The sequence below is a fragment of the Flagellimonas pacifica genome, assembly GCF_900215465.1.
In the GTDB taxonomy this organism is placed as follows: Bacteria; Bacteroidota; Bacteroidia; order Flavobacteriales; family Flavobacteriaceae; genus Flagellimonas; species Flagellimonas pacifica.
In genome coordinates this window covers 248368-266446 of the sequence record NZ_OBEH01000005.1, presented here as the reverse complement: position 1 = coordinate 266446, position 18079 = coordinate 248368, and the positions used below count along the sequence as shown (strand labels likewise).

At 42.3% G+C, this 18079-nt stretch carries 10 protein-coding genes and 1 pseudogene; 10 read left to right on the top strand and 1 reads right to left on the bottom strand.

All coding sequences use genetic code 11. From position 1 onward, the window contains the following. Positions 1-120: 120 nt before the first annotated feature. The 10 genes from CRO15_RS16090 (at position 121) to CRO15_RS16045 (ending at position 14531) form a co-directional block, all read left to right on the top strand. Positions 121-945, top strand: coding sequence for a hypothetical protein (locus CRO15_RS16090; protein ID WP_097046879.1), 825 nt, complete (start codon positions 121-123; stop codon positions 943-945). 70 nt (positions 946-1015) lie between these two features. Next, positions 1016-2575: a DUF3991 domain-containing protein gene (locus CRO15_RS16085; protein ID WP_097046878.1), complete on the top strand. Its 1560-nt coding sequence runs from the start codon at positions 1016-1018 to the stop codon at positions 2573-2575. Then, complete coding sequence (locus CRO15_RS16080) at positions 2572-2829, top strand: hypothetical protein (protein ID WP_097046877.1); 258 nt, start codon at positions 2572-2574, stop codon at positions 2827-2829. Before CRO15_RS16085 ends, CRO15_RS16080 begins: the two co-directional genes overlap by 4 nt. 37 nt (positions 2830-2866) lie before the next feature. After that, a complete protein-coding gene (locus CRO15_RS16075; RefSeq protein WP_097046876.1) occupies positions 2867-5392 on the top strand; it encodes a type IV secretory system conjugative DNA transfer family protein in 2526 nt (841 codons plus the stop codon). Beyond that, positions 5389-5790 carry a helix-turn-helix domain-containing protein gene (locus tag CRO15_RS16070; RefSeq protein WP_097046875.1) on the top strand — a complete coding sequence of 134 codons (402 nt, stop codon included), beginning with the start codon at positions 5389-5391 and terminating at the stop codon, positions 5788-5790. The genes CRO15_RS16075 and CRO15_RS16070 overlap by 4 nt, the downstream gene beginning before the upstream one ends. Positions 5791-6141: 351 nt before the next feature. After that, a complete protein-coding gene (locus tag CRO15_RS16065; protein ID WP_097046874.1) occupies positions 6142-6450 on the top strand; it encodes a DUF6660 family protein in 309 nt (102 codons plus the stop codon). 105 nt (positions 6451-6555) lie between these two features. After that, positions 6556-10899 (top strand): CusA/CzcA family heavy metal efflux RND transporter, encoded by a 4344-nt coding sequence (locus CRO15_RS16060; RefSeq protein WP_097046873.1) that lies wholly within the window; start codon positions 6556-6558, stop codon positions 10897-10899. 2 nt (positions 10900-10901) lie between these two features. Beyond that, positions 10902-12095: an efflux RND transporter periplasmic adaptor subunit gene (locus tag CRO15_RS16055; RefSeq protein ID WP_097046872.1), complete on the top strand. Its 1194-nt coding sequence runs from the start codon at positions 10902-10904 to the stop codon at positions 12093-12095. Positions 12096-12111: 16 nt separating this feature from the next. Beyond that, the gene (locus CRO15_RS16050; RefSeq protein ID WP_097046871.1) at positions 12112-12528 is read left to right on the top strand and encodes a Fur family transcriptional regulator; all 417 of its coding nucleotides are present in this window, start codon (positions 12112-12114) and stop codon (positions 12526-12528) included. Between the two features lie 41 nt (positions 12529-12569). Next, positions 12570-14531: a heavy metal translocating P-type ATPase gene (locus CRO15_RS16045; protein ID WP_097046870.1), complete on the top strand. Its 1962-nt coding sequence runs from the start codon at positions 12570-12572 to the stop codon at positions 14529-14531. 211 nt (positions 14532-14742) lie between these two features. On the opposite strand, the pseudogene CRO15_RS16040 reads toward CRO15_RS16045, so the two are convergent. Further along, positions 14743-17727, bottom strand: a pseudogene (locus CRO15_RS16040) (TrlF family AAA-like ATPase). Positions 17728-18079: the final 352 nt, after the last annotated feature.

The following is an 18079-nucleotide window of genomic DNA, read 5'->3' as shown; positions in this document are numbered from 1 at the left end:
GGAAAAAGAGCGCTCCCGCCCTCTTTCCTAAAAATTCCTTAACTCACAAATCACTCACGATATGCGAGTTATTTCAAAAGTAAACAAATATTAATTCCTTAACAATTAAATCACTCAGAAATGGAAAATCAAGTAGAAAAAGTTTTTGTAAAAGTCAACCAAGTTTGGCACAAGGGAGAAGCGGTCTCCAAAGATGAAAATACCTTTAAGGTCAGGATTCCCGACTATATGGATTTCGAAATAGAGAAGAACAGCAAGTTTCTTGAACGCCAAAATTCCCCGGATCAGCGGTTCGCCTTTGGCGAGGCCAAACAACGTTTGGAAGGGGCCTATATCAGTTTTGACAAACTTCCCGAGAACATACAGAATGCCATTGTAAAGGGGGAAGAATACCTTCACAGTTCCACTTATGTAAACGATGGGGCACTTAAAGAAAGTGTGAAGATGGTGCAGCTCATGTACAACCAAAACTCAGGTTCGAAACTCGATGTACAGATCAAGAGGAACGAGCCCGTTAAACTGGAAGATGCAAAGGCCTATAACCATCAGTTCACCAAAGAGGAATTCGAACAAATGGTCGATGGCGGCAAGACGGTTGCCTTCACGGGCCACATTACCGATGGGAACAAGTTCACCAAACTGGCCTACTATGAGCCTAAGTTGAACGATATCCGGACGAAATCGGCCTTGACCGAAAACACGTATTTCTTTGGACAAAAGTTGACCAAGGTCCAAGCGGAATCCATCAATAAAGGACAGGAGACCCAGATCAGCATCAACACCAAAAAAGGACCAAAGACCTATATGGTGAGCTATAGCCCAAGGGCGGAACGCTTTGTGACCAAATCCGTGGAGAATTCCAAGGCGAACAATATGAAGGTAGAAGAGGCCGTGACGGTCGGGGAGGGAAAAAAAAAGAGTAAGGACAAGTCCATGAGCCTTTGATCATTACTCTTTAAGCTGAAAATAGCCGATTTACTATTTATCTCGGCTATTTTTCTCTTTCCTCTTGAACATGGGCATTTCTTATAACGACGATCCGGAACATTATAAAAGGCTTATCGCAAAGATCAATGCGGGGGCCGATTTTCCTATGTACCTCAATCAAAATGGATACAAACTTGCCCGTAAAAGTGCAGGTTCCCTGGAATTCCATAATGATAGGGACAAGATTGTACTGAACGTTTCCAGAGATCCCATGACCTATTTCAACCGAAACGATTCTTTGGACAAGGGCCGGTTCTTTAAGTTCATTTCATTACGTGAGGGAAATTTTTACAAGGCCATCGAAAAAGGTCTTGAAACTATAAACCGCATACCGGATACGCAGGAAATAAAAATCGAAAAACAAAAAAAAACTTCCAAATCCCTAGAAATGAACTATAACATCGTACCGTTGTGCAATGCGGACTATCTGACCAGGCAAAGGGGTATTTCCGAAGATACGTTATCGGACCCGGCATTCAAGGGCAGGGTTTTCAATGCGTACCATATAAGGGACAATGGCGGAAGAATAGCGAACATTGCATTCCCGAAATACGATCTGGATGGAAACGCCAGGAACTATATCCTATACAATAAACCTTACAGGAGCAGGGCCGACAATAAAATAAAAAAGTTTCGTTTGGTATTGAACCAAAGGGACAACCATCTTTTTTACTCGAATCCGATAGCGGGGAAGTCGGTAAGGATCTTTTATGGGGAAAGTGCCATTGACCTTTTATCCTATCATGAGATGCACGGAAAACCGGATAATTTCTATATCTCTTTTGGTGGCAATATATACAGGGAAAAATTGGAATCCTTTGTGTCCTTGGTACAACCTATGGCCTCCAAAAAAAAGGTGGAAGTGATATCGCTTACGGACAATGACATATCGGGGTTCAAGTTCGACCTAAAGGTATTTGCAGCACTTATCAATGCCTCGGGTCCCGATGTTTATTTGGAAACGAAAATCCGCATGGAAGATGTCAGCTTGCATTTTCACTACAATGAAAGATCTAGGGCGAAAATACCGGAACATTCCGCTAATTTGGACACCAAGCTGGGAGCCGATTTGATGACCGATGACCTAGGCTTTAAAATGGTCAAATGTATCGGGTTTTCGGACAAGTTGGTCCTGGAATTCAATTTAAGGGAAATTAGTTACAGTTCCAACATCCATAAGAGGGATAAGGCCTTTGAAACGCTCATGGAGCTGGTCAATATGACCTATCTCCCTATTCCCACGCAAATTCTCAAATCGAAGGGAAAGGATTGGAACGATGACCTGATGGAGTCCAAAAAAACCAAATACATCGAAGCGAAGTTCACGACTCCTGATCTGCTGTCCCTTGGGGACAAGATAGAGCTCAGGACGCCCGTTGGACCTGAAGGCGCATCGAACCTGGGCATAATCAAAGAGAAAAGGGATACGAGTGTCCTATGTGATTTCGGGCTGGCCCATAGGTATGCCATCCCCTATTCCGCAATACAAAAATATTTCAGGAAAAAAGCCCCCTTGTCCATTGAACAGGGGAAAGAAAAATTGAAAAAACCTTTTAAAAACAATACCTTACAAAACAATATACTATGAACACAATGGAACCATTATCGGAAGAATTAAAGGACAATCAATATTATGTAAACCTCTTGGACGTCCTGATCGAGGAAAATGATCAAGAAATGAAACATCGCCTGCAAAAGGCGGATACCTATGCACAGTTTGTAAACGAGCAGGCAGGTATCCTTATGGACGAGACCATCGATTACATAAGGGAACACAGCGTCGATTTTCAGATAGCTTCATCCCGGGTATTGGACGGTTGGAGAGATCGAATGTTCTCGTAACCGAATTGCAATTATTCCTTAACTCACTCATTACATCATGCACCATCAAAAAATGGTATTTCCCGCCATGCTGCTCTCAGTGGCCTGTTTTGCCGCCATCGGATTTTTGGATTTCTATCCATTGTTCCGGTATTACCGATGGGACGGCACATTGCTGGAACTGGTCCATGGGTTCCTTTTAAAATTCGCCCCGCTCAAAGAACCCTTTAAAAACAAGTTGTACCTGTTGTTGGTCGTCGTTGGGGCGGTAATGCTCTACAATCCCATAAAAATTGAGGGCAAGTCCCTCTTCAGGGGATTTGTCCTATTTGTTCTAGGATGTTCGCTCTTGGCATTGTCGGATGTGGTAAAGGCACCGCATGTACCCTTGTACTGGCTCGGGGCATTGCTTTATTTTTTGGGCTTTGTTTTTTTGGTCATGGGGGCCATACACCTGTTTCAGGTCATGAGCTACAGCAATCTGGCCAAGGAAGATCCCTTTAATGAACAGAACGAGACCTTTCTACAGACGGAAGAACGTATCGACACCCCTTACTCCGTGAACATTCCCTATGACTATAGGTACCGGGGCAAAATCCGAAAGGGATGGATCAATTTTGTAAACCTCTTCAGGGCACTATTGATAATCGGTACCCCGGGCAGCGGAAAATCCTTTGCGCTGATAGAGGAGATCATCGAGCAATTGATCGACAAGTTCTTTACCCTGCTCATCTATGATTTCAAATTCGATACCTTGAGTAAGATCGCCTATAACTATTGGCTTAGAAAAAGGGAACGGGTAAAAAAAGAGGCTCCTGAAAAACTGGCACTGATGCCCGAATTCTATGTATTGAGTTTTGACAATATCCAGAACCGCTGTAATCCCATAGATCCCTATTTGATGAAAAATCAAATGGATGCTGCGGATGCAGCTACCATTATCATGAAGAACCTCAACAGGGAATGGATCAAAAGAAACGACTTCTTTTCCAGGAGTGCCATCAGTTTTGTTTCCGGAATGATATGGTACCTGAAAAAAAAGGCCGAGGAGATGGGCAAAAACATCTGTACCCTGCCCCATGTAATCATATTGTCGACGGTAAATATCGAATATCTCCTGGATATCATGTTGAGGGACCTTGAAGTCCGGAACTTGATGATTCCCTTTAAGGATGCCCTCGAACGGGAAGCGGGACAACAATTGGCGGGACAGACCGCCAGTGCCCAGATATCCCTATCGATGCTTGCCAACAAGGAGATTTTTTATGTGATGACCGGGAACGATTTCCAATTGGACCTTAACAACCCCCAAAAGCCAAAGATCGTATGTATCCAGAACAATCCCGACCGCTCTGAGATCTATGCCGCACCCATTGGGCTTTATATCAACAAGATACTCCAGGTGGTCAATAAACCCGGTTGCCGACCTCTGGGACTGGTGCTGGACGAACTACCAACGGTGTTTATCATGGGCCTGCGCAAGATCATAGATACGGGCAGGTCGCATTTAGTGGCGACCATCCTGGGCGTACAGAGCATCACACAATTGATAGCGGATTACGGAAAGGAACTGGCCGACGTTATTTTCGACAACTGTTCCAATGTGTTCAGTGGGGCCGCCAAGGGGGAAACGGCCCGTAGGATCAGTGAGATATTCGGGCGTATACATCAGGAGAAAAGGGCGAAAACGATTTCAAAGAACGACACTACGACCAATTTCAGTACCCAAATGATGGAACTCCTGCCCAAGAGCAAGGTGACCGGTATGTCGACCGGACATTTTGGGGGCATCGTGGCGGATACATTTGAAAACCAGATCGAGCAAAAACTTTGTTATGGTCTATTAAGGCCGAATATGGAATCAAAGAAAATACAGGGCAAGCATGCCATTCCCAAGGTAAGGGACTTCAAGGTGGATGACCACGATGTCCTGGTGGGGGAACAACTTGAATTGATGGAACGAATCGATATCTATCGGGCGATATCCCAGTTGGATTTTTCACAGATCAATTATATCGATTTCTACAATGTATACATTCCCGAATTTGCCCCAGGCCAATATACCGACCCCACTGCACGCATAGAATTCGTCAAACTGGTCCTGGATCTGAAGCTATTCGACCATTTGCCCAAGCTGAATGAGCTGACTTCCGAAAAGAAGGGTTCAAAGGCCAAGCTACAAAGCTACCTTAAGGGGCTGGTGGAGGATATGCTCATCGCAAATGAAATGGATCGGGTCTTGAGCGATAACTTTATCCGGGTACTGGAGGACATCGACAATCTGGTAAAGGACGAGTATTATCGCTATACCGGAAAATTTCCGGAATTCAGCATTTTTGACAAACAAAAGATCGGTGAGGAAATAGAAACATCCCTGGAGGAAAGCCACCTGTTTTTGGACGATTCCGATGGGTACGATGAACTGTCCACCGAGCAGATCTTGGAAAGATATACGAATTCTGAAGAAAAGGCTACTTTTGAGGGTATGCCCGAACTAGAGGACAAGGATTTGTTCCAATTCGGGGGGCAAACGGGCGAAAGAAACCAATTTTCCAGTTATCCCGTAGAAATAATCGAAGAATGAAAGATATGGACGAAATATTGAACGCAACGGCAAAGGACTTCTATTTTATCGGGGAGCGCTTGAAGCTCATTCGTGAGGAATTAATAGAGAACGATGATGTAGAGGACAAACGGTCGAGCATTTTTTCAAGAAAGAACATGGCGGAACGTTTTGGCGTGGATTATCAGACCATTACCAATGTAGAGCGGGGACCGTTATCATTGACGACCATCAAACTGATATTGTACTATTACAGTTTGGGGTACAACCCGATGTGGATAATGTCGCCCGACAATGAATTTATCACAAAACATAATGTAGGTGAAAACGTGGTCTATCAATCCGATGTTCAAGATCAATATAAGGAATTGGAATCAAGTATTGTTACAGCACTTAGCCTTTTTAAGGAAAATTTGTAAGTTGTAATACTATTGAAAATCGTTTTTTTTCACTGCAGACCTTGATATGTAATTATCGATATTGGAGTCCCTCTAAGTGAACGTGGCTGTTGCAGAACCATGTTTTTGCTGATAAATCATAAAAATCGACCAAATTATAAATCAATAGCCGTTGATAATCAAGTTGTTGTAAATACCAAGAAAGTAAGAAACTTAGTTTTTAATGAATATTGTTAGTTGTGCAACAGCCACGAACATTTTTTGGGAATTCAACTTTTTTGCTCGCTTTGTCCTCTTAATCGGCCGTTTTACGAAACCTTCAATTGGATTATTTGCAATCCAGTTGCACGAAAATCTTTTTATCTTTGTGACTTGAAATATCTCGCATTCATATTATCAATTTACTTTTTGGCATTAAACCTAGTGCCCTGTAGCGATACGGGAAAGACCAATGATGATACGCAGGTTGTTTCTGTAGTCGATTTTGATGGTGATCACGACCAGGACTGTGAACTTTGTTCGCCTTTTTGCAATTGTCATTGTTGTCACGTCCACACCATAGATTTTAAACTTGTGGCTTTCGAACCCTTTCAGCCTACAGCGTTACACGATAACTTCTCGCATTTTGATAGTTTGGGCAAGGATTGTTCCCATTCTCTTTTTCAGCCTCCCCAGGTATAATTCAGTAACAGGATATCTCTGTCCTGTTGTAGACGAACAACTTCTTCTCTGATGGGTTAGAAGCAAACTATCCTGTTTTTCAACTGAATTAATACCTTATGAATAATGATTAACAAAATCATTGATTTTTCAATCAACCACAAATTTATTATCGGTCTGCTTACACTTGCGCTCATTGGTGCCGGTCTGTACAGCATGACGCAAGTTCCCATCGATGCCGTACCTGATATTACCAATAATCAAGTACAAGTTATCACACAATCGCCCAATCTGGGAACAGAGGATATTGAGCAATTCGTAACCTACCCGGTCGAAGTAGCTATGAGCAACCTGCCAAGTGTCAAGGAAATCCGTTCGGTTTCAAGATTTGGGCTTTCCGTAGTAACCATCGTTTTTGATGATGATATGGGAACATACCTACCGCGTCAGCTTGTCTCCGAAAAACTAACTGAAGTGCGCGAACAGATTCCCCAAGGGTTCGGTCAACCTTCTATGGGCCCTATTTCAACCGGCCTGGGCGAAGTATATCAATACACCCTAAAAGTAAAACCTGAATTTCAGGATAAATATTCCTTGGCCGACTTACGGACAATGCAAGATTGGATCGTACGGCGGCAAATGGCAATGGTGCCCGGCGTTGTGGAAATCAATGCTATCGGGGGGAAAATAAAACAATATGAGGTTGCTGTGGACCCCAACGAACTGAAAGCTATCGGACTTACGATCGCCGATGTGTTCACAGCATTGGAAACGAACAACAAAAACACTGGGGGCGCTTACATCGAAAAGAACCATCAGGCCAACTTCATTCGCGGTGAAGGCTTGGTTCGCAGCCTTGATGACATTAAAAAAATTATCATTAAAAATAAAAACGGGATTCCTATTACCGTAAGTGATGTCGCCGGTGTTCGCTTCGGTTCTGCTGTCCGCTATGGGGCATTGACCCAGGATGGCGAAGGCGAAGTCGTGGGCGGTCTGGTCATGATGCTTAAAGGTGCCAACTCGAACGATGTCATTGTTCGCGTCAAGGACAGGATGGATGAAATACAGAAATCCCTTCCGGAAGGTGTGATTATCCAGCCCTTACTGGACAGAAGCAAGCTCATAAGTGAAACCACGGGAACTGTACGCAACAATTTATTGGAAGGTGCGCTCATCGTGATCTTTGTATTGGTCTTTCTTTTGGGAAACTGGCGTGGTGGACTTATTGTAGCCTCTACTATACCACTTTCATTATTGTTCGCATTTATTCTGATGAACGTTTTTGACGTATGGGCAAACCTGATGAGCTTGGGTGCAATTGATTTCGGTATCATAGTCGATGGGGCGGTCATAATCGTGGAAGCCAGTGTATTTCTAATGGGAAGCTATGTCCTTAAAAAGAAGTCGTTGAACAAGGAAAAGCGTGATGAAATCGCTGCAAATGCTTCTAAAAAAATGATGAACGCTGCCTTTTTCGGTCAGCTAATCATCCTTATTGTATTCCTGCCCATTCTGGCTTTGGAAGGGATTGAGGGTAAGATGTTCCAGCCAATGGCGCTCACGTTCATTTTTGCAATGATAGGTGCTATGTTTCTCTGCCTTACGTATGTGCCCATGATGTCCGCCCTACTATTGAAACCGCCTAAAACAGAAAAAAAATCGTGGGGCGACCGTTTTGTGCAATGGGTGCAGCACAAATATGAACCGCTGTTGGTAAATACGCTGGAAAAAGGAAAATGGATAGTAGGTACTGCCGTAGCCATTTTTGCCATTGCCATATTTATGTTTACTAAAATGGGTGGTGAGTTTATTCCGCAATTGGACGAAGGTGATATTGCATTCCACGCAATCCTTCAACCCGGAAGCTCGTTGAGCGAGACCGTTGAGACCACGACCAAGATAGAGCGTATTGTAAAGGCCGAGTTTCCAGAAGTTGATAAAATAGTGAGCCGTATAGGTGTTGCCGAAGTTCCTACAGACCCTATGCCTATGGATTTTGCCGATGTTTTCGTCATCCTTAAACCACAGAATGAATGGGTATCTGCCGATAGCAAGGATGAACTAATTGATAAAATGAAAGAAGCGGTCAGTATTGTACCTGGTGTTAATTATGAGTTTACCCAACCCATTGAAATGCGGTTTAACGAATTGCTGGAAGGTATCCGCGAGGATGTTGCCATTAAAATCTATGGCGAGGATATTGCTGTATTAGCCGCAAAAGCCGAAGAAATCACTAAAATTATCGCAGGCACCTCTGGTATTGGTGATATGAGAGCAGAAGCTACCTCAGGATTACCGCAAATGACCATTAAGTACAATCGAAATAAACTGGCACAATATGGGGTTAGTATCGACCAACTTAATACCATAGTGCAATCCGCTTTTGCGGGTGGTTATGCTGGGGTGATTTTCGAAGGCGAAAAACGTTTTGATTTGGTTGTTAGGCTCGACGAACAAAACCGAACCGATATTAGCGATATCAGAAATCTATATATTAATCTACCGAACGGTTCACAAATACCCCTTCAGGAACTGGCGGATATTGAGTACACACCTGGGCCGATGCAGATAAGTCGAGACAATACAAATCGCAGAACTTATGTAGGTGTAAATGTACGCGGACGTGATGTGGAATCTTTAGTTAACGAGATTAAAGATAAGCTTGAAGCAAACCTTGATTTGCCACCAGGTTATTTTATTCGATATGGTGGTGCATTTGAAAATCTAGAACGGGCAAGCGAGCGATTGAAAACGGTCGTTCCTATTGCCCTACTACTCATATTTATATTGATTTATTTCGCCTTAAAATCCTTTCAGCAGACTGTGATGATATATCTAGCTATCCCAATGGCGACTATAGGTGGTGTGTTTGCGTTATGGCTTCGGGATATGCCCTTTAGCATTTCCGCAGGGGTAGGTTTTATTGTATTATTTGGGGTTGCCGTTTTGAACGGATTGGTAATGATTAGTGGTCTGAACGAGTTAAAAGAGGAAGGTGTAACTAATCTTAAAGACCGAATTATTGAGGGTACAAAACGTAGAATACGTCCTATTATGTTGACCGCCTTTACTGATATTTTAGGGTTTCTTCCAATGGCGATTTCAGCTTCGGCTGGTGCTGAAGTACAGCGACCTCTGGCAACCGTGGTTATCGGTGGGTTGATAACGTCAACGCTTTTGACACTCTTCATCCTTCCTATTTTCTATCAATGGGTAGAGAAACGTTCGGAACGTAAGATGAAACTAAATCCAAAATTGGTAACAGCAACTGCGGTTGTTTGCCTTTTGTTTACATCCACTTTTATGAAAGCGCAACAAGTTCAACAGAACGACACGTTGCCTGTTATTTCATTGGAAAGAGCAGTCGAAATTTCCAAGGAAAATTACCCACTATTAAAGGCGAAACAGTTAAATATTCAACAACAAGAGGTTCTAAAAGGAACAGCCTATGATTTTGGAAAAACTCAGGTCTTTACGGGTGGCGAAGAAATATCGGATAATCAAGGTATCTATACTATCATTGGTGTTGGTCAACAGAATATCAACCTGTTTGGCATAAGCGCAAAGAAGCGTCTACAAAAACAGCGTATCGCATTGGCTAAAACAGCCCTCGACCTTTCCGAACTGCAAGTGGAACAGGAAGTTAAAAAGGCTTGGTCGCAAGCCTATCAACAACGCCAAAAATTTGAGTTATATCGCGAACTGGATTCTATCTACAAGCAATTTGAAAAAGCTATCGAGCTCAACTTTAAGGTAGAGGCTATTTCAAGATTGGAATATTCATCAGCTATAAATCAGGCCTTGCAAATCAGTAACAAATTACAGCAAGCAGAAAGTGATTATGCAATTGCCCTTCAGAGATTCAACTTTTGGTTAACATCGGATAGTTTTTATTCCGTTCCCAAAACTTTGGACGAAAGTGAAGTTGCCATATTGGGAATGGATACGGATTTGGACAAACATCCCGAACTGGAATTTTCGCAAAAACGTATTGCCGAAGCAGAAGCCAATTACAAATCAAAACGTGCCAATTTGTTGCCCAATTTCAATGTACAGGGTGGTCTTCAAAGAGTGAACGGCAACAGCGGATTTTACAGTTATCAGGCAGGGATTTCAATTCCCTTGTTTTCTGGTTCGAAACGCAGTCAGACAAAAGCCGCCAAACTCGATAGCGAAATCGCAAAGGCTAATGCTGACTTTACGCAACGGCAACTGCAATCAGAATATCAGCAAGTAACACAGGCTTACCAAAAATGGAAAACATCTTGGCAATTTTATAACGCAAAGGCGTTACCACTTGCCGAGGAACAGCGAAAAGGGGCATTGCTGGCCTATAAAGAAGGTGCGGTGGACTACGCAGCATTTACACAAATCATACGGGATGCCATACAAACCGAAATGGATGCGCTAGACGCTCTCGACAATTACCTAAAATCAACATTTGAACTACAATATTTTAAGCAATAAAAATGAAAAATCTATCTAAATATACAGTTTTTGGACTCATAATGATATTCTTGGGGCTATCGTCCTGTGGGGATTCTAAATCCGAAAACAGAGCGGAAAATTCCGAAATGGAAGAAAAACATAGTGAAGGTGAAGCTGAAGAAGTAGTGCTCACGGCCAAACAGTTCGATGCACTTCAAATGAAAATCGATACGTTGCAAATGCGTAATATGAGTGGCTATGTCGAAGCAAATGGCCAACTGGAAGTACCACCACAAAATGAGGCTACTATCACTTCGGTCGTAGGGGCAAATGTGGTTTCCATCGAGGTAATTGAGGGTGACAAGGTCAATAAAGGGCAAACAGTTGTATATCTGTCACATCCCAATATCATTCAAAAACAGACAGATTACCTGAGTGCGTATAGTAATAGTCAATTTCTAAAGAAGGAATATGAACGACAAAAAACCTTATACGATGCAGGTGTGGGTAGCGGTGCCAATTTTCAAAAGGCCGAAGCGGAATATCAGGCATCCAAAAGTTTAGCCAAAGGTTTGGATGCCCAATTGCAACAATTAAGTATTAGCGCTTCTGGTGTAAGAAACGGAACAATTTATCAAAGGGTAGCATTGCGAAGCCCAATTGAAGGATTTGTCCAAAAAGTAGAAGTTAAGACAGGCCAGTATGTAGAACCACAGACTGACCTTATGGAAGTAGTAGACACCCACCACGTTCACGCGGATTTGATGGTTTTTGAAAAAGACGTGTACAAAGTGAAAGAAGGGCAGAAAGTGACCTTCAATGTGCAGTCCATACCAGGAAAGGAACTGACGGCAGAAATCTATTCCGTAGGAAAGACTTTTGAGCAAAATCCTAAGGCATTGCACATCCACGCCGAAATCGATAACAAAGAAGGCAACCTGATACCGGGAATGTACATTCAAGGACGCATTCAAACAGATAACTCTTTGACAAGGGCAATGCCGGAAAGTGCCATAGCAACGGATGGCGAAAGGTCATATTTGTTTTCGGCAAAAAAGGAAAATGACCAATGGCATTTTACACCCGTAGAAATAACAAAAAGTACCCACGATGGCGAGTGGATTGCCATCAATTTTCTTACCGACCAAGAGCCGAATATAAAATTTGCCTACAACAATGCCTACTATCTAATGGCGGAAATGAAAAAGGGTGAATCCGAAGAACACGGACATTGATAAATAAAACTAGATAATGAAAGAAATAGAACAAAGACTTACTGAAAATGGTGTTCGCCCAACAGCAATGCGAATTCTAATTTATAAGTATTTAGCAGAAAAGGAAGCCGCCACTTCATTAACGGATATCGAAGTCGCTTTCGGAAAAGCTGACCGCACAACCTTGTATAGAACATTGCGCACTTTTGAGGAAAAGAAAATTGTACACCAAATAGATGATGGTACTGGCATACAAAAATATGCACTTTGCGAAACAGGTTGCGACTGTAATCTCGAACAAGATTTGCACTTACATTTTCATTGTAATAATTGTGATGAAACGGTCTGCCTTACGGAACACAAAATTCCACATATTAACCTACCTGACGGTTACATTGCAGAAGATGCTAACTTGGTTTTAAAGGGTATTTGTGAGAAATGTAGCGGCCAATAAATGCACTTCCGTTGCATTGGACAAGTTTAGATATTGCATATATGAAAAAGAAAAAAATAAACCTGAGAGATATTAAAACCGGAGAACATTCGGGCGAACACACTCACGATGATGGTCATAACCATAGCAGTCCAGAAGAGGCTTCTAAATTTAAGGCCTATATACCTGCCATTTTTAGTTTTGTACTATTAATTGCAGGAATCGCCTTTGACTATTTTGACACCTTTCCTTTTTTCAAAGATTGGATACGGATAGTTTGGTACGTCGTTGCATATATTCCAGTTGGTCTTCCTGTGATTAAGGAAGGTTGGGCAAGCATCAAAAGAGGGGATTTCTTTACCGAGTTCTTCTTGATGTCCATTGCAACTTTGGGCGCGTTCGCCATCGGTGAATATCCCGAAGGTGTGGCCGTAATGTTGTTTTATGCAGTAGGTGAACTGTTCCAGGCCGCGGCCGTAAGAAGTTCTAAGGATAGTATCAAGGCCCTATTGGATGTACGCCCAAATGAAGCGTTAGTCCATCGTGATGGCGATTTTTTTTTGGTAAATCCCGAAACCGTTAAGATAGGCGAGAAAATTCAGGTCCGTGTGGGCGAGAAAATCCCGTTGGACGGAAAACTGCTATCCGAAAAAGCATCGGTAAATACGGCTGCGATTACTGGCGAAAGTAAACCCGATACCATTGCCAAGGGCGATAAAGTTTTTGCAGGAAGTATCAACCTCGATGGTGTTATCGAAATTGAGACTACCAAGGAATTTAAGGACAGTTCCATTGCCCGTATACTTGATTTGGTTCAGAACGCCACCACTCGAAAATCAAAGACAGAACTGTTTATCAGAAAGTTTGCTCGGATCTATACCCCAATCGTGGTTTTCCTCGCTATTGGCCTGACATTCCTACCCTACTTTTTTATAGATGATTACGTATTTCGTGATTGGCTGTACAGAGCTTTGATATTTTTGGTGATTTCCTGTCCTTGTGCATTGGTCATTTCCATTCCACTGGGTTATTTCGGTGGATTGGGTGCGGCATCCCGCAATGGCATCCTGTTCAAGGGTGCATCCTTTTTGGATGCGATGACCAAAGTGAATACGGTGGTTATGGACAAGACCGGAACGGTTACCAAAGGGATATTCAAAATCAAGGAAATCAATTCCATAATTTTTGGGGAAAAAGAGTTTATGAAATACCTGATGGCGATGGAAGAGCAATCCACCCATCCCATCGCAAAGGCGATACTGGAATATAAAGCGGATGGTATGGATTATGCAACGACCGGTGTTTCAGAGGTCGCGGGAAAGGGATTGAAGGGCACGGTCAACGGGAAAACCGTATTCGTCGGAAATAAAGCTTTGATGACAACAAACAACATCGGAGTTCCATCTGAAACCGATACCATTGTAGGGTCCATCGTAATGGTGGCCATAGATGGAAAATTTGCAGGTTATGTAACCATCGCGGATGAATTGAAGGAAGATGCCCACCAGGCCATCGAACAGATCAGGGATTCGGGAATTTCAAAAATCATTATGCTCTCGGGCGATAAGGATTCTATAACCCAACAAGTTTCCAACGAAATGAACATCGATTGGGCGAAAGGTGGAATGTTGCCTGAAGACAAGCTCAACGAAGTCGAACAACTCAAAAAGCGGTCAGACATTAAAGTAGCCTTCATTGGGGACGGTATCAATGATGCGCCCGTCTTGGCTGCAAGTGATGTGGGTATCGCAATGGGCGGATTGGGGAGTGATGTGGCCATTGAGACTGCTGATGTCATCATCCAGACCGACCAGCCCAGTAAGATTGCAAGGGCGATTCAAATTGGTCGTTCTACTCGAAGAATCGTTTGGCAGAATATCGGTTTGGCATTTGGCGTAAAAGCAATTGTTCTGATTTTAGGGGCAGGTGGATTGGCCACAATGTGGGAAGCGGTCTTTGCTGATGTGGGTGTTGCTTTGTTAGCCATCGTAAATGCGGTACGGTTGCAGAGGATGAAGTGGTAACTTTCAGTACCATAAATCGAAGGTTTTGTAAGACAAAGTTTTTGGGCTAATAGATTTCCTAAAAATGTGCATTTTAACTTACCGCTTACATCAATTTTTGACACCCTATTTCAGCCGCTCTTAAATGCTAAATATCCGGCAAATTACATTCTTTTTAAAAAAGAGCTAATCCTGTCAAAGGGTTTTTGATCTATATTGGATGTTGGTGGATTTAAATATTGATTCGTAGTCTTTTTGATCTTTCTTCAAAGGCTTGTTTTCCTCCTTCCAAAATATCACAAACAGCTTTACGGATTTCCGGGTTTTCCAGTCCCCCACTCTTATAGCCAATATCAGGGAGTGCCCCTTTTTTGTGCCTTCCACGTGAAGCTACTATCACTTGGTCGGCATCAGTATTTACCACCAAATTTGCATTATGGGTAACGATGATGATTTGTCTTCTTTTTTTGGCTTCCTTAAATTTTTCTACCAGTTCCTCAAAAATGGATTTGGGATCCAAGTTTTCTTCTGGCTGATCAATAATCAAAGGGCGGTCGTCGTCTATATCAATGGAAAGATAAAGTAAAAGAAGAACTATCCCCCTTGTACCTGGTGACAGTTGCTGTACATCAACGCCCTCATATTTCAAACCATAGCTGACCTTAACATGATCGATACCGTAAAGCCATGTTGAAATCTGACCGTACCAATGTTTCTTAGTTTCCCTGGTCTTTTTAGCATCCTCAAAAGCATGGTTCCAAAACGCTTGGCCATACTTGGTACGGAATTCGGACATGGCCTTGGCAATTTCTTGAGAAGAACCATTTTTCCATACATTCTCCAATGCATCTTTTATAATTCCTTTCAATGTACCAATACCTTTAAACAAACCGACCCTTGATCGATCGATAAGTCTTTCACCCGATTCGGCCCACTGTTCTATATCCACTATCCTATTAACAGAAAAAGTAAGTTTGGATAGCGTACCCTCTTGGGAATTGAGTCGTTCTTGAAGTGGGCTATAAAGTTTTGATAAAAGGGTTTCCTCTTTTTCAATCTGTCCGATCAAAAGTTCGTAGGCATCCTTTCGTTGTGTTAAGAGCTCTTTAATCTTTGTCGGTGCCGCTTCCGCGTTAAGCACTTCCTTATTCCGGAGTTTAAGGGCCGTTTCTGCTTTTGTTATTTTATTGGAAAGCTCCGTATACTTCTTCCTTCTAGAGCTATCGACCCCTATCAGGGCTTCCAACCGGTGTTGCTCCTTTAAGAGCAATGTGTAGGTGTTCGATGAAAGGTCTTTGTAAGATTTCAAGTAAGGTTTTGCTTTGACTTTGTCCTCCGCTTCTAGTGCCTCTCCAATCCCCGGACCCTTTAACTTAACTAGTTCTTTTGAGGTTTCCAATAGTTCTTTTTGCAATAGAGCCCCAACATCCCCCTTATAGGTAAGGTTGAAATTTTCCCATTGTTTGTCGGTTAATTTTGCTTCTTCATAGTTTGTCTTTAGATCCTCAAGGTATGGTCTGGCAGTTCCGTCCTTAAATTGATCGGCTTCCTCTTTTAAACCTTGTAGTTTGAGGTCTTTTTTTTCAATAGTCGCTATGGTTTGCGATTTGGCTTCAGTCGCTTCTCTGACCTGATCCAATTTTTCCAAGAGTTTTTTATTATCGGAAGGTATCAGTTTCTTACGGTCCACTTTCATTCGCTCTATGGCCGCAAGCTCATTGGCCTGTTTTTTTCTTAGGTCTTCTACATTTCTTGCCAGGTCATCTTGTACGGATATATTATCACCAATGTCTTGAAGCAATTTTTGATATTTATCTATGCTCCTCTTGATTGATTCTGTTTTAGTGCTCCTTAGTTCATCAAACGTACGTGCACCAAGCCTTTCATCTACACTATGGGCGTCAAAAATTACATTTTCAATCGCATTTACCAACTCATCTGCAAGGCCATCGGAGGAACATAGAAGATCAACGAACTGTTGTGATAAATACCGAACCCTGGGTTCCTCACTTTCCAAGGGCAACAGGGAAATATTTACAGGAAAATTAGTTGTTTCTGTATTGCCCCAGGTAACTGTACTTGTAGTATCCTCCAATAGATCTTTGGCCCTTTCGAGGAAAGAACGTTTAGTATGAGATTGATCAACGCTCCCAGAACCAGCGGCAATCATCTCCACTAGAGCTGTTTTTCCGGAACCACGAGCACCGATAATGGCGACAAGTCCTGAGTTAATTTTGATCTCAGGGTTCTCCAACCAACTTGCATTATCGACCTTAACCTTTTCAATGGTGTGGGAAGGAAAACCATCTTCTGAAACCTCATTTCCTATAAACACCCTTCTTTCCGGTTCAAAACATATTTGCCGCAAGGTTTCAAACTTAAGATCTCCACGTAGCCAACAGAACCGGTCGTAATCGGGACGGCCCACGCTATCAAGATCATGGGCATCACTACCGTGCAGACAAGGCTTTAAGCTTTTATATTTTTCTCTTATTTCTTTCTCGGAGTCCACTCCCTTACCGCACCAATAATCACGATCGCCCGGACGACCCGAGAATATTAAATGGGACATTCTCTGCAGTTCTTCCCTTAAAGCAGTCAAGCCACCCTCCTGAAGTTGGCCAATACCATCATTTTGACCGGCTGCAACCCCAACCATGATATTCTCCCTAGCCCATTGATGGTTTTTAAAAGCCTTGCTTAGGTCTATTGGTGAAACCTTGAATTGTTCAACGCCTATTTTTAAAAGATGAACGTCATCCTTAGAGCTAGGTTCGAATGCTCTTCCAAGTCGAATCAAATCATCGTTGATACATCCTTAGCTTTCTCCATCATATTCGAACTTAAGATCTCTTAAAAATCTTTTTGTCTTTTGAACATGTTCATTGTCTTCGGGCGATACTAGTAAATGAACATTTATTGGAGAACCTTTCCCTGCATTGACGGCGAACCTTAGCTCGATGTTTGGAAATAACAATTTGACATTTGGCATTCCTCCATTCTTAAAAATGGGCAAAACTCTCTCATATGAATCCAAAACATAATAATCGGTTATGCCCAAAACTTGAATAGGAGGAGAAGAAAGATTTATCTTATTTACGAAATCATTCAATTTGGTTCCACCCCCGTAGTTGTCGTTCTTTAATGTTCCGGGTATATGTATATGAGGGTCCCATCTATGCCAGATAGAACCGACCGGATTATCAGTATATGTCATATAATAAGAGTCACTTTTTTTTTGTAAGGTTCTAGCATTCCTTTAAGCTTTCTGAATCCTAAATATTTGGCGTGTCACTCTTGAAATATCCAATCGTTGACATATCTCAGAAACCGAAAGCTTACTCTCCTTGAAATACTCTTCACAAAGTACGGCTTTTTGATGATTTTTCTTACTTATTCCTTTGGGTGATATAAGAACTTCCCCTAGTGTCTGGCAAATTCTAAACAAGCTTTTGTTCATTCTGTGATGACATCACCTTTCGGTTAGGCCAAGGCGTCATAAACATTGACTCTTTTATGTGCTTTGATTGTCCCATAAGCATGTTTGCCAATGCATCTAGTAGCATAAA

Excerpts from the sequence above, each read along its gene's own strand:
- CRO15_RS16085 (WP_097046878.1), top strand. The coding sequence starts at position 1,016 with ATGGGCATTTCTTATAACGACGATCCGGAACATTATAAAAGGCTTATC.
- CRO15_RS16060 (WP_097046873.1), top strand. The coding sequence starts at position 6,556 with ATGATTAACAAAATCATTGATTTTTCAATCAACCACAAATTTATTATC.
- CRO15_RS16080 (WP_097046877.1), top strand. The coding sequence starts at position 2,572 with ATGAACACAATGGAACCATTATCGGAAGAATTAAAGGACAATCAATAT.
- CRO15_RS16090 (WP_097046879.1), top strand. The coding sequence starts at position 121 with ATGGAAAATCAAGTAGAAAAAGTTTTTGTAAAAGTCAACCAAGTTTGG.
- CRO15_RS16055 (WP_097046872.1), top strand. The coding sequence starts at position 10,902 with ATGAAAAATCTATCTAAATATACAGTTTTTGGACTCATAATGATATTC.
- CRO15_RS16045 (WP_097046870.1), top strand. The coding sequence starts at position 12,570 with ATGAAAAAGAAAAAAATAAACCTGAGAGATATTAAAACCGGAGAACAT.
- CRO15_RS16050 (WP_097046871.1), top strand. The coding sequence starts at position 12,112 with ATGAAAGAAATAGAACAAAGACTTACTGAAAATGGTGTTCGCCCAACA.
- CRO15_RS16075 (WP_097046876.1), top strand. The coding sequence starts at position 2,867 with ATGCACCATCAAAAAATGGTATTTCCCGCCATGCTGCTCTCAGTGGCC.
- CRO15_RS16070 (WP_097046875.1), top strand. The coding sequence starts at position 5,389 with ATGAAAGATATGGACGAAATATTGAACGCAACGGCAAAGGACTTCTAT.